The following is a 14,326-nucleotide window of genomic DNA, read 5'->3' on the forward strand; positions in this document are numbered from 1 at the left end:
GCGTGCCCGTGCAGTCGGCCGACGACGGCCCCCTGAGGCCGGCGCTCGACGCGTACCTGGCCCACCTCACGGTGGAGCGCGGTCTGTCACCCCACACGCTGTCGGCCTACCGCCGCGACCTCGAGCGCTACGTCGCGTTCCTGCACGAGCGCGGCGTCGGCGCCGCGCAGCAGGTGGGGGAGCAGGACGTCGAGGCCTTCGTGGTCGCCGTCCGCACCGGCTCGGACGGCCGCGCCGCGCTCTCGGCGGCCTCCGCGGCCCGGGCGGTGGTCGCCGTGCGGGGATGGCACCGGTTCCTCGTCCTGGACGGTGCGACCACCGACGACGCGGCGCGCGCCGTGCGCCCGCCCGCCCAGCCCAAGCGGCTGCCCAAGGCGATCTCCGTCGAGGACGTCGGGCGCATCCTCGACGCCGCGGGGCAGGGCGACGGACCGGTCCCGCTGCGCGACCGTGCGCTGCTCGAGCTCGTGTACGGCACGGGCGCCCGGATCTCGGAGGCCGTCGGTCTGGCTGTCGACGACCTCGACCTCACGCCGGACCGCGCCTCGGTGAGGCTGTTCGGCAAGGGCAGCAAGGAGCGCGTGGTCCCGGTGGGCGGCTTCGCGCGCGAGGCCGTCGAGGCGTACCTGGTGCGCGGCCGCCCCGCCCTGGCGGCCGGTGGGCGCGGGACGCCGGCCCTGTTCCTCAACACGCGGGGCGCGGTGCTGAGCCGCCAGAGCGCGTGGGCCGTGCTGCGGACGGCTGCCGAGAGGTCCGGGATCGAGGGCGCCGACCGCGTGTCACCGCACACGCTGCGGCACTCGTTCGCCACGCACCTGCTGGCCGGCGGGGCGGACGTCCGCGTGGTCCAGGAGCTGCTGGGGCACGCGTCGGTGACCACCACCCAGATCTACACGCTCGTCACCGTCGACAGCCTGCGTGAGGTCTATGCGCAGTCGCACCCGCGCGCCCTCTGAAGGTGGCGTCCGGCGCCGGTAGGGTGTGCGGCGTGGTGAGCCAGGTATCGACTGAGGAGCGCGACGCCGTCGGACGGCCGTTGCCCGTTTTCCCGGAGCCCGCTCCGCTGTCCTCGCACGGCCCGGCCCGGGTGATCGCGATGTGCAACCAGAAGGGTGGGGTCGGCAAGACGACGACCACCATCAACCTGGCCGCGGCGCTGGCCGAGTACGGCCGCCGCGTGCTGGTCGTGGACTTCGACCCGCAGGGCGCCGCGTCGGTCGGCCTCGGCGTCAGCCCGCACGAGCTCGACCGCACGGTCTACAACCTGCTCATGGAGCGCGACGCGTCCATCCACGAGCTCATCCGCGAGACGCCCGTGCCGGGACTGGACCTGCTCCCCGCGAACATCGACCTGTCCGCCGCCGAGGTGCAGCTGGTGGGCGAGGTGGCGCGCGAGTCGGTGCTCTCCCGCGTGCTGCGGCCCGTGCTGGACGACTACGACGTGATCTTCGTCGACTGCCAGCCGTCCCTCGGTCTGCTGACCGTCAACGCCCTGACGGCCGCCCACGGCGTCCTCATCCCGCTCGCGTGCGAGTTCTTCGCGCTGCGCGGCGTGGCGCTGCTGGTCGAGACGATCGAGAAGGTGCGCGACCGGCTGAACCCGCGTCTGCACGTCGACGGCATCCTCGCCACGATGTACGACCCGCGCACGCTGCACGCGCGGGAGGTCATCCACCGCGTCAACGAGGCGTTCGGCGACACGCTCCTGCACACCGTGATCGGCCGCACCGTGAAGTTCCCGGACGCGACCGTCGCGGCCGAGCCCATCACGACCTACGCACCCGCCCACGCCGGTGCGATCGCGTACCGGCAGCTGGCCCGTGAGCTCGTCGCCCGTGGCGACGCAGCCTGACGTCGAGGCGCCCACAGCTCCCTCGGCGGGCGCCCAGGCGCCCACCGGCTCCGCCGGCTTCGAGGTCCACCTCGACAACTTCAGCGGCCCGTTCGACCTGCTGCTCGGCCTGATCGCCAAGCACAAGCTGGACATCACCGAGGTGGCGCTCGCGCGCGTCACCGACGAGTTCATCGACTACATCCGCACGTCGGGCAAGGACTGGGACCTCAGCAGGGCCTCGGAGTTCCTGGTCATCGCGGCGACCCTGCTCGACCTGAAGGCCGCCCGCCTGCTCCCGTCCGCCGACGTGGAGGATGCCGAGGACCTCGAGCTGCTCGAGGCGCGCGACCTGCTGTTCGCCCGCCTCCTGCAGTACCGGGCGTACAAGGAGGTCGCGGCCGACCTCGCCGAGCGGTTCGCCGGCGAGGGGCGGCGGTTCCCGCGCGTGGTGCAGCTCGAGCCGCACCTCGCCGCGCTGCTGCCCGAGCTGGTCTGGCAGATCGGGCCGGACCAGCTGGCGGCGCTGGCCGCGAGGGCGGTCGCTCCCAAGGCGCCGCCCGCCGGCGTGGACATCAGCCACCTGCACGCGCCGCCGGTGAGCGTGCGCGAGCAGGCCGCGGTCCTCGTCGACCGGCTGCGGCACCAGGGGGCGACGTCGTTCCGTGCTCTCGTGGCGGACGCCGGCTCGACGATCGTCGTCGTCGCGCGGTTCCTGGCGCTGCTCGAGCTGTTCCGCGAGGGCGCGGTCGCGTTCGACCAAGTCTCGCCGCTGGGTGAGCTCAACGTGCGCTGGACGGGCGCGGAGGACGGCGAGGTGGAGGTGTCCGACGACTTCGACCAGCTGGACACGACCGCAGGGCCCGAGGACGGGGCCGCGGCCCCGAGCGAGGAGATCGACGCGTGAGCGAGCAGGACCAGACGGTTGAGGACGCGCCGCCACCGCCCACCCCGGCGGACGAGCTGGCCTTCGACGTCGACGACCTTCCTGGCGGGGCGCTCGGCGCGCTCGAGGCCGTCCTCATGGTGGCCGACGAGCCCATCCCGGTGATCAGGCTCGCGTCCGTGCTGGCCCTGCCCACGGAGCGGGTCGACGAGCTGCTCGGCGAGCTCGCGAGCGACTACCGCGGTGAGGGCGAGGGTCGCGCGCGCGGCTTCGAGCTGCGGCAGGTGGGCGACGGGTGGCGCATCTACTCCGCGCCCGTCTACGCGGACGTCGTGGGCCGCTTCGTGCTCGACGGGCAGAGCGCGCGGCTCACGCAGGCGGCGCTGGAGACGCTGGCCGTGATCGCCTACCGCCAGCCCGTGACGCGCGGCCAGGTCTCCGCGGTCCGCGGCGTCAACGTCGACGGCGTCGTGCGCACCCTGACGGCGCGCGGGCTGGTGGCCGAGACGGGCACCGATCCCAGCAGTGGTGCACTGCTGTACGAGACCACGGGATACTTCTTGGAGCGGATGGGCCTGTCCAGCCTGGACCAGCTGCCGCCGCTCGCGCCCTACCTGCCGGACATCGACGTGCTCGAGGGCGTGGACCAGACGATCGGGGAGTTCAGATGAGTCCGCAGGAACGACGCACCGGCGGCAAGCCTGCCCCGAAGGGTGGCCGTCCCGCAGGGTCGCGCGGCGGCAAGCCTGCGGGACGCGGCGGCGGCCCGAGCCGGAGCGGCGCGCCGCGTGGTGGCGCCCCGAGGGCGGCGAGCCCACCCGCTCCGGAGCCCCAGATCGACGTGCACGACCCGGACGGCGTGCGGCTGCAGAAGGTGCTCGCCACGGCGGGTCTGGGCTCGCGTCGTGCCTGCGAGGAGCTCATCGCCGCCGGCCGCGTGACCGTGGACGGCGCCGCGGTGCGCGAGCTGGGCGTCCGCGTGGACCCGACCACGGCGATCATCCACGTCGACGGCATCCGGGTGCAGCTGGACACCTCGATCATCACGATCGCGCTCAACAAGCCCAAGGGTGTCGTGTCGACCATGCACGACCCGGAGGGCCGGCCCACCATCGCGCAGTACGTCGCCAACCGCGAGGAGCGCCTCTTCCACGTCGGGCGCCTCGACGCGGAGACCGAGGGCCTCATCCTGCTCACCAACGACGGCGACCTCGCCAACCGCCTCTCGCACCCGTCGCACGGGGTCGTGAAGACCTACCTCGCCCACCTCGACGGGCGCGTGCCGCCGTCGCTGGGCGGCCGCCTGCTGCGCGGCATCGAGCTCGAGGACGGTCCCGTCAAGGTGGACCGCTTCAACATCGTCCAGGTGACGCCGCAGGCCAGCCTCGTCGAGGTGAGCCTGCACGAGGGCCGCAACCGCGTGGTCCGGCGCCTGTTCGACGAGGTGGGCTTCCCGGTGACGGCGCTGGTGCGGACGAGCATCGGTCCCATCCGCCTCGGCGACCTCAAGCCCGGCCGCACGCGCGTCCTGTCGAAGACGGAGGTCGGCTCGCTCATGACCCAGGCGGGGATGTGAGCGCAGCGACCATCGGGCCGGTCCGCGTGGTCGGCACCGGCCTGCTGGGGGCGTCGGTCGGGCTCGCGCTGCGGGCCCTGGACGTCGACGTCGTGCTCGCTGACCCCTCGCGCACGGCCCTCGCGCTCGCGCGGGACGTCGGCGCGGGACGTCCGGCCGGCCCCGACGACGACGAGCCCGCGCTCGTCGTGGTCGCCGCGCCGCCCGACGTCACCGCGGAGGTCGTGGCCGCCGAGCTCGCCGCACATCCCCACGCCGTGGTCACCGACCTGGCCAGCGTCAAGGGCCACGTGCTCGACGAGCTCCGCGACGCCGGCGTGGACCTCACGCGGTACGTCGGATCGCACCCCATGGCGGGGCGCGAGCGATCCGGCCCGTCTGCCGCGGTGCCCGACCTGTTCCTCGGGCGCCCCTGGGTCATCGCGGACTCGGGCTGCTCCGACCCCGGTGCCGTGCTGGCCGTGCGGTCCCTCGCCGTGGACCTCGGGGCGGTGCCCGTGAGCCTCGCCGCCGGCGCGCACGACGAGGCGGTCGCGCTGGTCTCCCACGTGCCCCAGGTCATCTCGTCCCTCGCCGCCGCGCGCCTCGCCGAGGCGGACGACGTCACGCTCGGGCTGGCCGGGCAGGGCCTGCGTGACGTGACCCGGATCGCGGCCTCCGACCCGGCGCTGTGGACCTCGATCCTGGCCGCGAACGCGCGCGCCGTGCGCGACGTGCTGCTGGCGGTCCGGGACGACCTCGACCAGGTCATCGACGCCCTCGCGCTGGCTGACGCCGCCATGGGTCCGGAAACGGTCGCCCCCGGCGCCCTCGCGACGATCGCCTCGACGGTCGCGCGCGGGAACACCGGGGTGTCCCGGATCCCGGGCAAGCACGGCGGGGCGCAGCGCATCTACGCGCTGGTCACCGTCCTGGTCCCCGATGCACCCGGCGAGCTGGCTCGCCTGCTGACCGAGGTGGGGGAGGCGGGGGTCAACCTCGAGGACCTCCAGCTCGAGCACGCGGCTGGCCGCCCGGTCGGCATGGCGCAGATCTCGGTGCTGCCCGGCAGCGCCGCACACCTCGAGGCGGAGCTGACAGCCCGCGGATGGAGACTGGTGAGTTGAGCACGTCCCCCCTCGTCATCGCGATCGACGGGCCATCGGGCTCGGGCAAGTCGAGCGTCTCCAAGGCGGTCGCGCGCTCGCTCGGCCTGTCCTACCTCGACACCGGTGCCATGTACCGGGCGGCCACGTGGTGGTGCCTGCAGTCGGGCGTCGAGCTGACGGACGCCGCCGCGGTGGCCGACGCGGTCCGCGCCATGCCCCTGGTCATGGGGGTGGACCCCGCGGCTCCCACCGTGACGGTCGGCGGCACGGACATCGGCGAGGCGATCCGCGAGACGTCCATCTCGGCCTCGGTGAGCGCCGTGGCGACCAACCTCGACGTGCGCGCCGAGCTGGGCCGGCTGCAGCGCGCGGCCATCGAGGAGGCCGGTCACGCCGACTCGTTCTCCGCAGGTCGCGGGATCGTGGCCGAGGGGCGCGACATCACCACCGTCGTGGCGCCCGACGCGGACGTGCGCGTGCTGCTCACCGCCTCCGAGGAGGCGCGGCTCGCGCGCCGCTCGCTCGAGGTGCACGGCACGGCCGACCCCGCGTCCGTCGAGGCCACGCGCGACCAGGTGCTGCGCCGCGACGCCGACGACTCGACCGTGGTCCAGTTCCACGTGGCGGCCGACGGCGTGGTGACGGTGGACTCCTCGCACCTCGACTTCGACCAGACGGTGCAGGCGGTGCTGGACGTCGTCGCGTCGCGATGAGCAGCGCTGACGTCCCCTCACCGTTCGGTCCCCGCTGGTCGCGGTGGATCGGGCGGTTCCTCGCGCGCGTCGTGTGGAACACCGAGGTGGTCGGCCGTGAGCACGTGCCGGCCAGCGGACCCGTGCTGCTCGCGGCCAACCACACGGGCATCGTCGACGGGCCGATCCTGCTGGGCGTCGCGCCCCGACCGGCGCACGTGCTGGTCAAGGAGGAGATGTTCGTCGGGCCCGTCGGCTGGGTGCTGCGCCGGGCGGGACAGATCTCCGTGGATCGCGACGGCGGGCGCGCGGCGCTCTCGGCCGCGCTCGGTGTGCTCCGCCGGGGCGGCGTCGTCGGGATCTTCCCCGAGGGCAACCGCGGCCGCGGCGACGCCAGCAACGCGCGGGCCGGCATCGCCTGGCTCGCCCTGAACGGGCACGCGCCTGTGGTGCCGGTCGCGGTGCTGGGCACGCGCAGGACGGGGGAGTCGGTCAACCGCCTGCCGGGGCTCCGTCGCCGCCTGACCGTCGAGTTCGGCGCCCCCATCGTCGTGGAGCGCACCGGGGCGGCTACCGGTCGTGAGGCGCTGGTCACAGCGAATGACGCGATCCGGACGGCGCTGGCGGACCTCGTCACGCATGCGTCGCGCCGCAGCGGCCTCGCGCTGCCCACCGACGAGCCCCTGCGCGAGCGGCTCGACTGACCCGGGGTCGTCTTTCGCCGTCGTGACGGGGGAGAATGGACCCATGACCGAGATCGACCCTGCCCTGGTGCTGCCCGACGAGGCCACCGACGCCGACCGCGAACGCGCGCTGCGCGCCGGTCTGGCGGAGTACGACCTCGCCGACGACGACCTGGCGCTGCTCGACGGCGTCGAGGGTGGCGAGGTCCTTGAGGCGGCCGAGCGCGCCCTTCCGGTCCTCGCCGTGATCGGCCGGCCGAACGTCGGCAAGTCGACCCTCGTCAACCGCATCCTCGGCCGCCGCGAGGCCGTCGTCGAGGACAAGCCGGGCGTCACTCGGGACCGCGTGAGCTACCCCGCCGAGTGGTCGGGCACGCGCTTCACCCTCGTCGACACGGGCGGCTGGGAGGTCGACGTCGCGGGCATCGAGGCACGCGTGGCCGAGCAGGCCGAGGTCGCCATCGCGCTGGCCGACGCCGTGCTGTTCGTCGTCGACGCGACCGTCGGCACCACCAACACCGACGAGCAGGTGGTGCGCCTGCTGCGCCGCGCGGGCAAGCCCGTGGTGCTGTGCGCCAACAAGGTGGACGGCCCCGCCGGCGAGGCCGACGCGTACGCGCTGTGGTCGCTCGGCCTGGGCGAGCCGTACCCGGTCTCGGCCCTGCACGGTCGCGGCACCGGCGACCTGCTGGACGCCGTCCTGGAGGCGCTGCCCGAGGAGTCCGAGCACGGCATCGTGCGTCCCGACGGGCCCCGCCGCGTCGCGCTCGTCGGCCGTCCGAACGTCGGCAAGTCCTCGCTGCTCAACAAGGTGGTGGGCGCCGACCGCGTGGTGGTGCATGAGATCGCCGGCACCACGCGTGACCCGGTGGACGAGCTCGTCGAGCTGCGCGGCAAGCCGTGGATCTTCGTCGACACCGCGGGTATCCGCCGCCGCGTGCACCAGACGTCGGGCGCCGACTTCTACGCCTCGCTGCGCACCGCGTCCGCGATCGACAAGGCCGAGGTCGCCGTCGTGCTGATCGACGCCTCGGTGAAGATGACCGAGCAGGACACGCGCGTGATCTCGCAGGTCGTCGACGCCGGACGTGCTCTGGTCATCGCGTACAACAAGTGGGACCTCATGGACGAGGACCGCCGGCCCTTCCTCGAGCGCGAGATCGAGCAGGACCTGGTGCAGGTGCAGTGGGCGCCGCGCGTCAACGTCTCGGCCCGCACGGGCTGGCACACCGACCGCCTGGTGCCCGCGCTCGAGCGGTCCCTCGAGTCGTGGGACACCCGCATCTCCACCGGGCGCCTGAACGCGTTCCTCGGCGAGCTGGTCGCCGCCCACCCGCACCCCGTGCGCGGCGGGAAGCAGCCGCGCATCCTGTTCGCGACGCAGGCCTCCACCCGCCCGCCCCGGTTCGTCATCTTCGCCACGGGCTTCCTGGACCCCGGCTACCGCCGGTACATCGAGCGCCGCCTGCGCGAGACGTTCGGCTTCGAGGGCACGCCCATCTCCATCTCCGTGCGCGTGCGGGAGAAGCGCCGCCGGTGAACCGTCTGCGCCGCTCACTGCTCCGGCGCGGGCTGCCACGAGACCCGGCGGCGACCCGCCACCTCACGGGCTTCCTGGTCAGCGCTGTCCTGACGGTGCTGGTGGTCCGGGCCCTGCTAGCCGCGACGGGCTATCCGCAGGTGGGCGGCGACGGGCTGCACCTGTCCCACGTGCTGTGGGGCGGCCTGCTCATGGCGCTGGCGTTCGTCCTGCTGTTCTCGTTCATCGGGCCGGTGGCGCGGCCGCTCGCCGCGGTGCTGGGCGGGGTCGGCTTCGGCCTCTTCGTCGACGAGATCGGCAAGTTCGTCACGTCTGACTACGACTACTTCTACGCGCCCACCCCGGCGCTCGTGTACCTCGTGATCGTCGGGCTGGCGCTGCTGGTCGAGGCCGTGAACGGTCGCCGGCCGCCCACCTCCTCGGAGCTGCTGGCCGCCGCGGTCGACGCGGCGGTCGCCGGCGTGGCGGGCGGCTTCAGCCCCCGAGCCCGCGCCCGGGCGCGGCTGCTGCTGCACCGCGCCGGCGACGTGCACGGGCGTGACGAGGTCGCTGCGCTGCTCGCCGTCATCGAGACCGACCACCGCGAGCTGCCCGACCCGACGACGGCGGTAGCCGACCTCGTCGTGCGCACCACCGAGCGGGTGGTGCAGGCTCGCTGGGTGCCAAGGCTCACGGTGGCCGTCCTGGTGGCGACCGCCGGGGGAGCCGTGTGGCGGGCGACGCAGCACGACACCGCATCGGCCTTCGTCCTCGCGGGCGTGCTCGCCGGGGCGTGCCTCACGGTGGCCCTGTGCACGGTGGGCCTCATCGTGGTCGGTGGCGACCGGGAGCGCGGCTTCCGGTGGTTCCGCCGGGCCGTGCTCGTCTCGCTGCTGGTGACGCAGGTGTTCTTGTTCCGGCTCGACGAGTGGGGCGCGTCGGTGGGCCTGGTGGTCGACCTGACCGTGCTGGGTCTGCTCGCGGCGGAGCTGGACGTGATCCGGCGCAACGCCCCGGACGCCGCCGCGGACGAGTCACCCGCATCCGTACGGTAGGCTTTCCGAGGCTCCTGCGGGGGCCATCGGGCTGTGGCGCAGCTTGGTAGCGCACTTGACTGGGGGTCAAGGGGTCGCAGGTTCAAATCCTGTCAGCCCGACCGATGAACGAGCAGGTCAGAGGCCGTTTCCGCTTTCGCGGAGGCGGCCTCAGTCTGTACCCGGCACGCTCGGGGAGTCATTCGGGGAGCCATTGGTCCGAGCACTTACAGGCCGAGGGACGACGCTACGGCCGCGACGGAGTCTCTCCTTGCCTGCCCCGACACGTGGCCGTAGCTGTCCACCGTGATGTTGATGGACTCGTGCCCGGCGACGCGGGAGACGACCGCCGGGGTCCTCGTGGCACGCGCGGGCGTGGCACGGGGGCGTCCGCCACTGGTCGTGGCCAACCCTCGCCACCCCCACCGGCCTACCGTTGTCTACCCGACCGATCGGGCCGGCGCGTGGTCACGGTCCATCTGATCCTCTCGGTCCCTAAGGGACATGTCCGGCGTTCCCTCGGGTAGACCGGTTCAGTTTGTCGTATCGGACAAGAGCGGGTCCGGCGGCCCTCGTGTCTCGTGACGGGTCTGACGGAGGCTCTCAATCCTGGGAAGTGCTCGCTGACGTACCCGTAGACGTCGATCGTGATGTTGATCGACTCGTGCCCAGCCACGCGGCTGATGACCGCCAGCGGACGTCCGTTCTGACCATCCCGGAGAGCGCCGTGTGTCTAGTGGCGTGCACCGGCGCCGATGTCCTGACGTCAGCTGCTCGACGCCGAGAGCGACCGCATCATGCAGCGGATGGCCGAGGAAGCTGCGCGAGCTGGTACGCGAGGCGATCGAGCGGCAGCGGCTGGCCGAAGCCAGCGCTGCCACCGAAGCGCTGAGACGCGACGCGCTGTGCGCCGATCAGTCGAAAGACGGACAGGCGGAGCGCCAGCATGCCCACGACGACCCCGGTCAGCCCCAGCAGGATGATCGCGCGGTCACGGTCTCGGGCAGACGCATCGGGACGCAGGTACATCCTCACCGCAGCGCCGATGACCACGACCGCCTGCACGACGGCGAAGCCGCTCACGGGCACAGCGCGGCGGACTCTGCGGGCTCACGCGACCTACCTGCCGAGTCCGCGCCGTTCGAGCTCTGCCTCTGCCAGGGCCGCGTTCTCGCGCCACATCCGGGCAGCTTTCGGGTTCCGCCCCATCCCGCGGGCCATCGACGATGCCTCCGACGCCCGCGCGAACCGCAGCCGCTGACGCACACCGTCGTCCGTCAGTCCGCGCAGGTCAGCCTCCCAATGCGACAGCATCCTGTTCTTCGGCATTCAATCAACCTCCGTGTCGGCGGCTCACGGTAATGGGTGGCCCGGGCTTCTTTCTGAGGCTGCACGATCACCCCGCGCTGGTCCAGTCGTTCACTCTGGGCCGATGGAGACGCACGCCGCCTCGATGAACTTGTCGTCGGAGACTGGCCGCAGGCGCGACTGGTAGACCGCCTGGTGCACCATCGGTGGAGGTCAGGACGGAATCCGGCTGCGGCCCGCTCCCGCCGTTGCGGCGCTGGCCCTGCTGCAGGTAAATGGGTCGTAGGTTCAAATCCCGTGAGCCCGCCCGATGAGGTAGCACGTCAGGGGCCGTTTCCGGAGCACCGGGCCAGCGACGGCGGCGTCCGGCTGTACGAGAAGGGCGGAGAAGGGGTCGGCAAGGACATCCGCACCTGGCAGATCAGCCCCGACGGCGTGGGTTTCATCGCCACCCCGCACTAGCTCGCGGAAGCCCGAAGGCGCGCGCGTCCGGTCCGTAGCACGACGCCCGGAGGTTTGATGGGTCCGTGCTGGCCACCTCGTGAGCACGCTGCCTCGCGGGCATCGACGATCTACGCGGGCGATGTCAACGCCTCGAGCCAGACCGTGCGCAGCCGGTATGTGTGCCCGGCCTTGACCTTCACGCGATGGCTCCGCCCGACGTACCAGGTTCTCGCCTCGTAGTGGTAGACCCGAAACCGCCAGGTGTACCCCGCGACGAGCTTCATCCGCAGGCATCCACGGGTGTTCGGCGTGGTGGCGGTCACTTTGTGCCAGTGGCGGTCCAGCACCACATCGACGTTCACGGCGCGGTTGTACGGACCCCAGTACGTGGTGCCCAAGGATCGGTAGGGGGCCTTGAAGCACACCCTGGCGATCCCGTACTTCGGCGTCGCTGCCGCCGCCGGGCGCGCGTCGATACCCGTGCTCAGTCCGACGAGCAGGGTCAGCGCGACCAAGGACGTGAGCAATCGGCGGCGCGCGGTGCGTGAGCTGACAGAGGTCGACATCGTCGTCCCATCGCCATGAGGTCGGTGCGGCCGCCTGACGCGGCCGCTGAGCACCAAGACCCGATGCGCCTCAAACGTAGCGACTTGCGCGTGACTGCCGCTAGATGGGTGATGGCACCGTCGACCGCGCTTCGGTACGGGCCTAGGCTGCTGGACGCCGACCGCGCGACGGTCGCGCGGCCCACTCTGGAGGAGCGATGCTCTCGGATCACGCCGCCCTGCCCACGCTCGCCGTCTCGGACCTCACCAGGGCCCGCCAGTTCTACGAGGACACGCTGAAGTTCGTCCGGCGCGACGGAGCGCCCGACGGCGTGCTGTACGCGACCGGGCCGGGCGCGTTCCTCGTGTACGAGTCCTCGTTCGCCGGGACCAACAAGGCGACCGCCATCTCGTTCCAGGTGGGCGACGCCTTCGACGCCGAGGTCGCCGACCTGCGGGCCGCCGGCATCGAGTTCCAGACCTTCGACGTCCCCGACGAGTACGGGCGGTGGAGCGACGGGATCCTGGAGTCGGAGTCGATGCGAGCCGTGTGGTTCGCCGACCCTGACGGCAACATCATCAACCTGGAGACCGGGACGGACTGACGACTCAGCGGGGGAGGACCCCGCCCGGCCGCCGCTGTGCCTAGGGTGCGGTATGCCCACCGTCCTGCTCGTCCGCCACGGCCGCACCACCGCCAACGCCCAGGGCGTCCTCGCCGGGAGGGCGCCCGGGACCCGGCTCGACGCCGTGGGGCGTCAGCAGGCCGAGCGCGCGGCCGAGCGCGTCGCAAGTGTCCCGCTCGTCGCCGTGGTCTCGAGCCCGCTGGAGCGCTGTCGGCAGACCGCACGGATCCTCGTCGAGCGGCAGGCGCAGCGGCCGCAGACGCTCATCGAGCGCGGTCTCACGGAGGCCGACTACGGGCAGTGGCAGGGGCTGACGCTGCGTGAGCTCGCCCGCGATCCCCTGTGGCCGCTCGTCCAGACGCAGCCGTCGGCCGTGACGTTCCCCGGCGGGGAGTCGATGTCGGCCATGCAGGCCCGCAGCGTCGCGGCGATCCGCCGCCACGACGCGGAGGTGGAGGCGCGGCACGGCGCGTCCGCCGTGTGGGCGGCCGTCGGGCACGGCGACATCATCAAGTCCGTCGTGGCGGACGCGCTGGGCATGCACCTCGACCTGTTCCAGCGGATCACGATCGGTCCCGCCTCGATCTCGGTGGTGCGCTACGGGCCGCAGCGGCCCGAGGTCGTCGCCACCAACACCGACTCGGGGGACCTGTCCTGGTTGCGCCAGGCCGCGCCGCCGGGAGACGCGCCGGTGGGGGGCGGAGCAGGTCCGGTGAGTCCTGACGAGGCGGCCGTCCCCTCGTAGAGTGAAGACATGCCCACCCTTGTGCACGAGTTCGACTGGCCCGACCGGGTGGTCGTCGGCACCGTCGGCCGACCCGGATCCCGCACGTTCTACCTGCAGGCGCGTGCGGGGTCGCGCACGACGAGCGTTGCTCTGGAGAAGGAGCAGTCGGCCGTGCTGGCCGAGACGATCGACCGCCTGCTCGACGAGCTGATGGCCGAGCCCGACAACCGGTTCAGCATCCCGGCCGAGGCGCCCGCCGAGCTGGTCGACGACCAGCCGCTGGACCAGCCGGTCGCCGAGGAGTTCCGCACCGGGTCGATGCGCCTGAGCTGGGAGCCGCGCACCCTGCAGGTGGTGGTGGAGGCCTTCCCGATCGCCGAGGACGACGACGACCTGGACGACCCGGACGACGCGGAGCCCGACGAGGTGCTGGTGGTCCGGATGCCCGTGGGCACGGCGCGCGCGTTCGTCCAGCGGACCCGCGCGGTGGTCGGGTCCGGCCGGCCGGCCTGCCCGCGCTGCGGTGCCCCGGTCGACGAGGACGGCCACCGGTGCGAGCAGCCTGACGTGCTGTGACGACGCAGGTCGACCTCGTCGGGGGAGACCTCGTCGTGCTCGGACGCATCCGGGTGGCGTCCAACGCCACCTTCCGCGCGACGATCGGAGAGGTTGACGTCGTCTACAAGCCGGTGGCGGGGGAGAAGCCGCTGTGGGACTTCCCGGACGGGACCCTGGCGGGCCGTGAGGTGGCCGCCTACGCGGTGTCCGAGGAGCTGGGATGGGGCATCGTGCCGCGCACGTGGCTGCGCGACGGGCCCATGGGCGTCGGCATGGTGCAGCTCTGGCAGGAGGAGGACCACTCGCAGGACCCGGTTGACGTGGTGCCCCGCAGCGATGTCCCGCGCCCGGGCTGGCGTGCCGTGCTGGAGGCCGTCGACCCCGAGAGCAGGCCGGTCACGCTCGTGCACGAGGACTCGGCCGCGCTGCGTCGCATAGCGGTGCTCGACGCCGTCATCAACAACGCGGACCGCAAGGGCGGCCATGTGCTGCCGATGGCTGACGGTCGCCGCCTGGGGGTCGACCACGGCGTCTCGTTCCACGTCGAGCCGAAGCTGCGCACCGTCCTGTGGGGGTGGCTCGGCGACGACCTCGCCGTCGAGGAGCTGGCGGGCGTCGCGCGCGTCCGCGACGCGCTCAGCGGCACGCTGGGGGAGCGGCTCGCCCCGCTCCTGGCCGACGACGAGATCGCCGCGCTGGAGGCCCGCTGCGAGCGGCTGCTCCGCACCGCGCGCTTCCCCGCGCCGCGGGGGGACATGCCGGCCGTGCCCTGGCCGTTGTTCTAGGAGCTGAGCTGTTCTAGGAGCTGA

17 protein-coding genes and 1 tRNA gene are annotated in these 14,326 nt (G+C 72.8%); 16 read left to right on the forward strand and 2 right to left on the reverse strand.

Annotated elements, in window-relative coordinates; translation table 11 throughout:
- Nucleotides 1-2: 2 nt before the first annotated feature.
- From QRT05_RS07135 to QRT05_RS07185, 11 genes are all read left to right on the forward strand, one after another.
- Nucleotides 3-956, forward strand: coding sequence for a site-specific tyrosine recombinase XerD (locus QRT05_RS07135; RefSeq protein WP_289446362.1), 954 nt, complete (start codon nucleotides 3-5; stop codon nucleotides 954-956).
- A 32-nt stretch (nucleotides 957-988) separates the two neighbouring features.
- Nucleotides 989-1,852, forward strand: coding sequence for a ParA family protein (locus QRT05_RS07140; RefSeq protein ID WP_289446364.1), 864 nt, complete (start codon nucleotides 989-991; stop codon nucleotides 1,850-1,852).
- Nucleotides 1,836-2,738 carry a segregation and condensation protein A gene (locus QRT05_RS07145; RefSeq protein WP_289446366.1) on the forward strand — a complete coding sequence of 301 codons (903 nt, stop codon included), beginning with the start codon at nucleotides 1,836-1,838 and terminating at the stop codon, nucleotides 2,736-2,738. The genes QRT05_RS07140 and QRT05_RS07145 overlap by 17 nt, the downstream gene beginning before the upstream one ends.
- Nucleotides 2,735-3,388: an SMC-Scp complex subunit ScpB gene (scpB, locus tag QRT05_RS07150; RefSeq protein WP_289446368.1), complete on the forward strand. Its 654-nt coding sequence runs from the start codon at nucleotides 2,735-2,737 to the stop codon at nucleotides 3,386-3,388. The genes QRT05_RS07145 and scpB overlap by 4 nt, the downstream gene beginning before the upstream one ends.
- A complete protein-coding gene (locus QRT05_RS07155; protein ID WP_289446370.1) occupies nucleotides 3,385-4,293 on the forward strand; it encodes a pseudouridine synthase in 909 nt (302 codons plus the stop codon). The genes scpB and QRT05_RS07155 overlap by 4 nt, the downstream gene beginning before the upstream one ends.
- Complete coding sequence (locus QRT05_RS07160) at nucleotides 4,290-5,399, forward strand: prephenate dehydrogenase (RefSeq protein WP_289446372.1); 1,110 nt, start codon at nucleotides 4,290-4,292, stop codon at nucleotides 5,397-5,399. Before QRT05_RS07155 ends, QRT05_RS07160 begins: the two co-directional genes overlap by 4 nt.
- Nucleotides 5,381-6,094 (forward strand): (d)CMP kinase, encoded by a 714-nt coding sequence (gene cmk, locus QRT05_RS07165; RefSeq protein WP_289446373.1) that lies wholly within the window; start codon nucleotides 5,381-5,383, stop codon nucleotides 6,092-6,094. The genes QRT05_RS07160 and cmk overlap by 19 nt, the downstream gene beginning before the upstream one ends.
- Nucleotides 6,091-6,777 (forward strand): lysophospholipid acyltransferase family protein, encoded by a 687-nt coding sequence (locus QRT05_RS07170; protein ID WP_289446374.1) that lies wholly within the window; start codon nucleotides 6,091-6,093, stop codon nucleotides 6,775-6,777. The genes cmk and QRT05_RS07170 overlap by 4 nt, the downstream gene beginning before the upstream one ends.
- A gap of 43 nt (nucleotides 6,778-6,820) precedes the next feature.
- Nucleotides 6,821-8,296 carry a ribosome biogenesis GTPase Der gene (gene der / locus QRT05_RS07175; RefSeq protein ID WP_289446375.1) on the forward strand — a complete coding sequence of 492 codons (1,476 nt, stop codon included), beginning with the start codon at nucleotides 6,821-6,823 and terminating at the stop codon, nucleotides 8,294-8,296.
- The gene (locus tag QRT05_RS07180; protein WP_289446377.1) at nucleotides 8,293-9,330 is read left to right on the forward strand and encodes a hypothetical protein; all 1,038 of its coding nucleotides are present in this window, start codon (nucleotides 8,293-8,295) and stop codon (nucleotides 9,328-9,330) included. Before der ends, QRT05_RS07180 begins: the two co-directional genes overlap by 4 nt.
- A gap of 27 nt (nucleotides 9,331-9,357) precedes the next feature.
- Nucleotides 9,358-9,431, forward strand: a tRNA-Pro gene (locus tag QRT05_RS07185).
- A 673-nt stretch (nucleotides 9,432-10,104) separates the two neighbouring features.
- On the opposite strand, the gene QRT05_RS07190 is transcribed toward QRT05_RS07185, so the two are convergent.
- The gene (locus QRT05_RS07190) at nucleotides 10,105-10,392 is read right to left on the reverse strand and encodes a hypothetical protein (protein ID WP_289446379.1); all 288 of its coding nucleotides are present in this window, start codon (nucleotides 10,390-10,392) and stop codon (nucleotides 10,105-10,107) included.
- A 522-nt stretch (nucleotides 10,393-10,914) separates the two neighbouring features.
- Between QRT05_RS07190 and QRT05_RS07195 the strand changes: the two genes are divergently transcribed.
- Entirely contained in the window at nucleotides 10,915-11,079 is a 165-nt protein-coding gene (locus QRT05_RS07195; RefSeq protein ID WP_289446382.1) for a hypothetical protein, read from the forward strand.
- Between the two features lie 110 nt (nucleotides 11,080-11,189).
- Here the strand turns inward: QRT05_RS07195 and QRT05_RS07200 are convergent, their stop codons facing one another.
- On the reverse strand, nucleotides 11,190-11,627 hold the full coding sequence (locus QRT05_RS07200) for a hypothetical protein (RefSeq protein WP_289446383.1): 438 nt from the start codon (nucleotides 11,625-11,627) through the stop codon (nucleotides 11,190-11,192).
- 197 nt (nucleotides 11,628-11,824) lie between these two features.
- Between QRT05_RS07200 and QRT05_RS07205 the strand changes: the two genes are divergently transcribed.
- The 4 genes from QRT05_RS07205 to QRT05_RS07220 are packed head-to-tail and all read left to right on the forward strand — an operon-like array spanning nucleotide 11,825 to nucleotide 14,302.
- The gene (locus QRT05_RS07205) at nucleotides 11,825-12,211 is read left to right on the forward strand and encodes a VOC family protein (RefSeq protein ID WP_289446384.1); all 387 of its coding nucleotides are present in this window, start codon (nucleotides 11,825-11,827) and stop codon (nucleotides 12,209-12,211) included.
- A 52-nt stretch (nucleotides 12,212-12,263) separates the two neighbouring features.
- Nucleotides 12,264-12,977, forward strand: a complete 714-nt coding sequence (locus QRT05_RS07210; RefSeq protein ID WP_289446385.1) for an MSMEG_4193 family putative phosphomutase — start codon at nucleotides 12,264-12,266, stop codon at nucleotides 12,975-12,977.
- Between the two features lie 9 nt (nucleotides 12,978-12,986).
- Nucleotides 12,987-13,535 carry a DUF3090 domain-containing protein gene (locus tag QRT05_RS07215; RefSeq protein ID WP_289446386.1) on the forward strand — a complete coding sequence of 183 codons (549 nt, stop codon included), beginning with the start codon at nucleotides 12,987-12,989 and terminating at the stop codon, nucleotides 13,533-13,535.
- Nucleotides 13,532-14,302, forward strand: a complete 771-nt coding sequence (locus tag QRT05_RS07220) for an SCO1664 family protein (RefSeq protein WP_289446387.1) — start codon at nucleotides 13,532-13,534, stop codon at nucleotides 14,300-14,302. Before QRT05_RS07215 ends, QRT05_RS07220 begins: the two co-directional genes overlap by 4 nt.
- Nucleotides 14,303-14,326: the final 24 nt, after the last annotated feature.

It is taken from the genome of Cellulomonas edaphi, from assembly GCF_030362815.1.
GTDB classification, from domain to species: Bacteria; Actinomycetota; Actinomycetes; order Actinomycetales; family Cellulomonadaceae; genus Cellulomonas; species Cellulomonas edaphi.